The following is a 6,211-nucleotide window of genomic DNA, read 5'->3' on the forward strand; positions in this document are numbered from 1 at the left end:
AGCCCGCTCAGCCGAAGCGACCGCCGCGACGGAACCCCAGTGACGGCGCGGGCTCAGCCCGAGCGGAGGCCGGGCCCCATCGGCACCCGCGGCGGCAGCGGCCGGCGCCGGATCGTCTGGTTGGCGAAGATGAGGCCGGCGAACTCCTCGTACTCGGCGACCGTCCGCACCGGACCGGCCCGGAAACGATCGGTCTCCAGGCCGCGCAGCAGACGCCGGACGCGGCGCTTGCTGGCCTGGTCGCGCTCCTCCCACACATGGTCGTTCCAGTGCCGCAGGCTGGTCGACCGCTTGTAGTAATGCCACATCAGATTCTGCGGCGGGACGAAGAAGTCGTACCCGTGGGTCCACGCCCGCACCGACATCGTGATCTCTTCGCCGTGGAAATAAAGCTCCGGATCGTACGGCACATCGGTCACGAACGAGCCGGGCGCGAACAGGAAGTGGCCGGAGAGGAACTTGCCCGGGAGCGGCCGGTCGAGCGGCACCCCGTCCGGCACCCGGCCACCGCGCAGCAACGGGACACCGCCCGGGCCGTACCGGTGGAATTCGAGGCTCGACGGCTGCCCGCCGACGTCCCGCCGGCCCTCCGGGTCGTAGTGCGGCAGGTAGGTGCTGAGCACCGGCTTGGCGCTGTCGGCCGCGTGCAGGTAGCCGATCAGCCGCTCGTCCCACCGCTCCGCGAACCGGTGGTGGCTGTCCATCTGCAGGAAGTACTCCTCGCCGGCGTACCGCCCCATGATCTCCGCACGGGCCCAGCACGCGCCGCGGCTGTCCCGATAGTCCACGTCGATCACGTCGAACCGCGGATCGCCGGCGAACTCGGCCAGGCTCTCGCTCTCGTCGTGCTGCCAGCAGACCCCGAACCGCAACTCCTCCGGTCGCGCCGCGGTGGCCAGGCAATCCCGCAGCGTCGGCAGCAGCTCGGAGTCGCGATAGGACGCGATCGAGACAAAGATGGTCATCGGCAGTCCCTCATCACGGAGCGGCGTCGACGCCCGAAAGCATAGCCGCCGCCCGCACTCAGACCGGGTCGATCCCTCCGCACCGGGCCCAGCGCTCGGTGAAGTTGCTGTCGGTCGTGTCGAGCGAGTCCGGCGCATCCGCCGCCGGCGCCAGTTCCTGGTTCTGCACCGTCCTCGAACGGGAACGCGTCAGGTTGAGCATCTGTGGAAATTCGCGGCTCACATACCGGAGAGGGCGAGCGCGAAGACCCCGGCCGACGCGGCGAGCAGCGCACCGAGCGCCCCGCCCATCACCAGCAGCGCCGGGCGGGTCCGCAGCCACAGCCGCAGCACCAGGTAGATACCGGCCGCGCCGATCAGCGCCATGATCGCCAGGTACGAGACGTACAGGAAGCTCGCTCCGATCAGCAGCCCGCCGGCCGCCGCGATACCGGCCGCCCGCGCCGGCCCGACGTCGCGCAGCAGCATGGCGTGGAGAACGCCGCCGGCGAGCAGCGCGGCGACGATGATCGTGCCCGGCAACCAGACGTGCGCGAGCACCAGCATCAGCGCGAAGCTCACGGCAACGCCGGCGGCCGCGCCGACCCCCTCGACCAGGGCGAGCGCGGGGCCGGCCGGGCGCAGCCGGACGAAGGTCCAAACCCCACCGGCGTACGCGGCGATCAGGGCGATCAGAGCCACCAGGGCGAAATCCACCATGCCGCCAGGCTATCGATCACGCGCCACCGTCCCGCCCCAGCTTCGCCCGCACCGCCGCGGCATGCCGGTCGGCGAGGTCATCGAGGATCGCCAGCGCCGCCCGCCATGCGGCGCGAGCCTCGTCGTCCGCCCCGGCCGCCTGGTGGGCGTCGCCGAGGTGTTCCAGGCTCTCCGCTTCGCCGAGCCGGACGCCGAGTTCCCGGTAGCGGTCGATGGCCTCCCGATATCGGGGCAGGGCGCCGGCCGGGTCGCCGGAGAGGTGGTGCACGTACCCGATGGTGTCCAGCGTGGAGGCCTGGCCGTGCCGGTCGCCGAGTTCGGTGAACAACGCGAGTGCCCGGGTGCACGAGTCGAGGGCCGGCGCGTGGTCGCCGAGCTGGGCGTGACACCAGCCGATGCCGTTGAGGGCGTTGGCCTGCCCCGGCACGTCCCCGGTGGCGCGGGAGTGTTCCAGGGCGGAGCGGATGGCGTCGCGCGCCTCGGCGTACCGGCCGTCCTCCTCAAGGCAAATTCCAAGATTGCGGTACGTCCGAGCCAGGCCGGTCCGGTGGCCGGCGCGCTCGTACCGGTCGATCGCCAGGCGCAGTTGCACGTAGGCCTCGTCGCGCCGGCCCATCCGGAGCAGGGCGCGTGCCAGGTCGCAGCGGAGGGCCGCCTCGCCGGCTTCGGCTGCTCCGACACTGCCCAGCGCGATCTCCAGGGCGGCCAGCCACTCCGGCCACCGCCCGCTCCAGTCCAGGAAGCTGCCCCACGCCTCGGCCAGCTGCCAGACCCGTTCGTGGTGACCGGCCGCCGCGGCCCGCTCCAGCAGGGGAAGCAGGTGCGGCTGCTCGGCCGCGAACCACGCCTGGGCGGCCTCCCGGTCGGCCGGGCGCTCGGGTGTCACGCCCGGCAGCGGCTCGGGCAGCGGCGCTGAGGGCCAGTGCAGGGTCAGCGCCTGCGCGGCCGCCCGGGAACTGTGCACGTAATGGTCGAGCATCCGGGCGTACGCGGCGTCCCGGCCGTCCGCCGGCTCGGTCGTCCCGGCCAGGTCCCGGGCGTACGCGCCGAGCAGGTCGTGCGCCCCGTACCGGCCCGCCCCTTGCTCGCGGAGCAGATGGGTACGGGCCAGCTCCCCGAGGGCTTCCCGGGCCTGCGCGGCCGCGACGGCGGTCAGGCTGGCGGCCATCGGCGGGCTCAGCTCCGGGCCGGGGTGCAGGCCGGCGAGCCGGAACAGCCGTGCCGCCGGCGGACTGAGCCGCTCGTACGACCAGGAGAACACGGCCCGGACATCGCTGGCCGGGTCACCGGTGTCGAGCCGGCCGGTGTCGCGCATCTCCCGATCGAGCTCGGCGAGCGGCAGGCCCGGCGCGACCGCCGCCCGGGCCGCGACGATGGACAGGGCCAGCGGCAGGCCCGCACAGCGCGCCACGATCGCATCCGCGGCCGGCCCGGCCGCCGCCACCCGCTCCGCACCCAGGTGCAGCACGAGCAACTCCCGCGACCGCGCGGCGTCCAGCAGATCCAGCGGCAGCGGCTCGGCCCCGTCGATGGCGGCCAGCCCGGCCAGCCGGTCGCGGCTCGTGACCAGGGTCGGGCTCCCGGTCAGCAGCGGACGGACCTGCTCCGCGGTGGCCGCGTTGTCGAGCAGGATCAGCATGCGCCGCCCGGCGACCAGCGACCGCAGCAGCGCGGCCCGGCCCGCCACGTCCGCCGGCATCCGCTGGGCCGGCACGTCCAGCGCGGCGAGGAACCCGCGCAACGCGTCGGCGGACGCCATCGGCCGGCCGGACGGGGCGAAACCGCGCAGGTCGACGTAGAGCTGCCCGTCGGGGAACCGGGCCGCGGCCCGGTGCGCCCAGAACGCGGCCAGCACGCTCTTGCCGACTCCGGCGGTGCCCGTGATCACCAACGGGCGGCCGCCGCGCAGCACCCGATCCAGCGACCGGAGCTCGGCCTCGCGCCCCACCAGGGCGAACGGGGCCGGCGGCAGCTGCCGGGGCACCGGCTCGGCGCCCCGCGGGCCGCGCCGCTCCTCCGCCTCGTCGCGCGCGGTCGCCAGCGCGGACTGCTCCGCCGGCGTCGCGCCGAGCACCTGGATGAGCGCGTCGAACCGGTCGACCGGGGGCAGGACGCGGCCGCTGAGATACAGCCCGATGGCGCTGTGCGAGTAGCCGGTCTTCGCGGCCAGTTCCCGGTACGTCAGCATCCGGCCGCCGCGTCGCTGCGCCTCCCTCCGGCGCAGTTGGCGCAGCGCCCGAGCCAGGTCGTTGGCCTCCACCGGCGATCCTCCCCAGGGCGTACGGGAGGATCAGCATAGGTGAGCGCAGGCGGTTACTTGGCCGGGCGCAACGCCGACCCGCACTTCTTGCCGGCGGCCGCGTCGACCGCGAGCAGGCCCCAGGTGAAGCCGGGCTTCTGGGGGTCGAAGGTCAGCAGGCTCGTCTTGTACAGCCGAGGCCCGCTCTCTACGCCGGTCCAATCCGTGCTGGGCAGCTGCCGGTCGCCGATGTCGCCGTCGCCCAGGTAGACCGCTGCGCCCAGGCACGGCGAACCGAGGATCGGGAAGGGGATCCGCAGCGCCTGGGATCCGTCGTACGGCCCGATCAGCTCGTGCTGGCCGCTCCGGACCGCACGGCTGCCGGGCGAGCCGAAGGTGATGTACGCCATCGACAGGTAAAGCGGACGGTCGGAGCAGAGCGGCGGGCCGGCCGCGATGACCAGCGTGTCGAGGCCGTCCTTCCGGACGAACGAGCTGCGGCCGGCCAGCGGGTCGTCGACGTCGGGGTACGGCACGCACGAGGCGGAGGGAGACGGCACGGCCGAGGGACTCGCGCTCTCGGCCACCGCCACCGCCGGCGCGGGCGCCGCCCGGCACGCCGCCAGCCCGCACATCGCTGCCACCACCAACGACACCAACCGCGACCAGCGACCCACCGCTGTCCTCCTCGCCTACCGACCACCCCGGACCGGATCAGCGTGCCGGTTCGCGGCCGGCGAGCAGGGCGATGTTGTACGGCGTTGGACAAGGTTGGACACGACACCCTGGCCTGCGCCACCATGAGCCTGGCCGAGACGGGCCGACGCCCCGGAGCAAGCGCCGGCCCGTGGCTGACGGCCGGCTAGAGGTGCCGCCACGCGTCGCCGGGCTCGTCGACGAGGCGGAGAGCACCCAGGCTGCCTAGCAGCCACTGGAAGAGCGGCCCGGGACGGTGCAGACAGCAGGTGATGCCCGCTTCCAACATCCGATCGTGCAGATCGGTGAGCATGCGGATGCCGGCGGAATCGCAGAATTCCACACCCGCGACATCGATCACCACATGCTGTGGAAGCTGGCCGACGATGATCGTCTGCACCTGGTGGGACAGAGCCACCGAGTTGGCGAGGTCGATCTCCCCGGTGAGGCTGAGGGTCAGCTGGCCGCTTTCCGGATCGGCGGTCACCTCGACCCGCGGGCTCGGCGGGAGGGAGTCGAGCAGTTCCCTGGATTCTGATTCGGCAATCACGGTACTGAGCTTCGTCGCCGAGCTCCCGTCGCACTACGGAAGAAATACGGAACTAGGTACGGAGATCCTGGCCCGGCGGCATCGGTATCGCGTCTCCGCGACGTACCGCGGCGCACCGGCAGACTACGCGGTGTCACCTCGTTCGGTGAGTCCCCGCGCGACTGGCCGCCGCTCGAAAACTTTTCGGACCCGGTGCGAATTGGCCCTCTTCCTGGCAACTTCGACAGTCGATGTTCGCAGCTCAAGCCGGGATATTGACTGCCGCCCATGAACTGGTAGCTTGCGAAAAGGATTTCGTCACGCCAGCTCGGCGGTGGGACCGGCTGGGCACCCGACTTCGACCACGTCGTCGCGAGCTGAGGAGACCCCGATGCGACGAAAGAAGATACTCATTCCGGCTACGGCGGTCCTGCTGGTCGCCGCGCTGGTGCCGACCTTACGCGCGGAGGCCGCCACCACGTTCACCAGCACGGTCAGCAACGGCAAATGCATGGACGTGCCGGGCGGCGCCGCCACCCGCGCACTGCAACTGGTGCAGAACTCCTGCGGCGGCGCCGCCGAGCAGTCGTTCACCTTCACCCCGGTGTCCGGCGACATCTACACGATCAGCACCCTGACGGCCGGGTCGTGCGTGGACATCTCCGGTAAGTCGACCGCCGACAACGCCGCCGTGATCCAGTACCCCTGCAACGGTCAGACGAACCAGCAGTTCCACCTCGTGACGGTGTCGAGCAGCGCGTACAACCTGGTATCCGTGAACTCGGGCAAGTGCATCGCCCCCTCCGGGGACAGCACTGCCGCCGGCGCCGCCCTGGTCCAGCTGCCGTGCACCACCGCGCGCGCGTGGCAGCTCCCCGGCCACGGCACCGGCGGCGGCACCCCTGACTACCAGGGCCTCCCGGCGGTGGATCCGAACGGTTGTCATAATTCGGGTTTGCCGCGGGCGTATGGGACGAATTTCAGGACGCCGGCTGATCCGTACGGGCAGGGTTTCTCGAATCAGACGGCGCTGGGCTGGGACGGCAACTATTGGCCGGCGTTCGGGTATCTGTCGGGTTCGTT

At 72.2% G+C, this 6,211-nt stretch carries 7 protein-coding genes; 1 reads left to right on the top strand and 6 read right to left on the bottom strand.

The genetic code is table 11. The annotated features are described in order from the left end of the window. Nucleotides 1-53: 53 nt before the first annotated feature. From IH26_RS0132145 to IH26_RS0132170, 6 genes are all read right to left on the bottom strand, one after another. Complete coding sequence (locus tag IH26_RS0132145; RefSeq protein WP_051808889.1) at nt 54-965, bottom strand: GlcNAc-transferase family protein; 912 nt, start codon at nt 963-965, stop codon at nt 54-56. 58 nt (nt 966-1,023) lie between these two features. Then, nucleotides 1,024-1,167 carry a hypothetical protein gene (locus tag IH26_RS60215; protein ID WP_157437499.1) on the bottom strand — a complete coding sequence of 48 codons (144 nt, stop codon included), beginning with the start codon at nt 1,165-1,167 and terminating at the stop codon, nt 1,024-1,026. Nucleotides 1,168-1,184: 17 nt separating this feature from the next. Continuing rightward, nucleotides 1,185-1,664 (bottom strand): hypothetical protein, encoded by a 480-nt coding sequence (locus IH26_RS0132155; RefSeq protein ID WP_030440011.1) that lies wholly within the window; start codon nt 1,662-1,664, stop codon nt 1,185-1,187. Nucleotides 1,665-1,680: 16 nt separating this feature from the next. Beyond that, complete coding sequence (locus IH26_RS0132160) at nt 1,681-3,924, bottom strand: ATP-binding protein (protein WP_051808891.1); 2,244 nt, start codon at nt 3,922-3,924, stop codon at nt 1,681-1,683. Between the two features lie 53 nt (nt 3,925-3,977). Beyond that, complete coding sequence (locus tag IH26_RS0132165; RefSeq protein WP_157437500.1) at nt 3,978-4,550, bottom strand: hypothetical protein; 573 nt, start codon at nt 4,548-4,550, stop codon at nt 3,978-3,980. A 215-nt stretch (nt 4,551-4,765) separates the two neighbouring features. Then, complete coding sequence (locus tag IH26_RS0132170; protein ID WP_084599223.1) at nt 4,766-5,149, bottom strand: STAS domain-containing protein; 384 nt, start codon at nt 5,147-5,149, stop codon at nt 4,766-4,768. A gap of 370 nt (nt 5,150-5,519) precedes the next feature. Here IH26_RS0132170 and IH26_RS0132175 point away from each other — a divergent pair. After that, nucleotides 5,520-6,211 (top strand): RICIN domain-containing protein (locus IH26_RS0132175; protein WP_169789855.1); only part of this gene is annotated, 692 nt, incomplete at its 3' end.

The sequence above is a fragment of the Actinoplanes subtropicus genome (genome assembly GCF_000721705.1).
Lineage (GTDB): Bacteria > Actinomycetota > Actinomycetes > Mycobacteriales > Micromonosporaceae > Actinoplanes > Actinoplanes subtropicus.

Bases quoted from the DNA above. Each gene is read 5' to 3' on its own strand.
- IH26_RS0132145 (WP_051808889.1), bottom strand. From the start codon at position 965: ATGACCATCTTTGTCTCGATCGCGTCCTATCGCGACTCCGAGCTGCTG.
- IH26_RS60215 (WP_157437499.1), bottom strand. From the start codon at position 1,167: ATGCTCAACCTGACGCGTTCCCGTTCGAGGACGGTGCAGAACCAGGAA.
- IH26_RS0132155 (WP_030440011.1), bottom strand. From the start codon at position 1,664: ATGGTGGATTTCGCCCTGGTGGCTCTGATCGCCCTGATCGCCGCGTAC.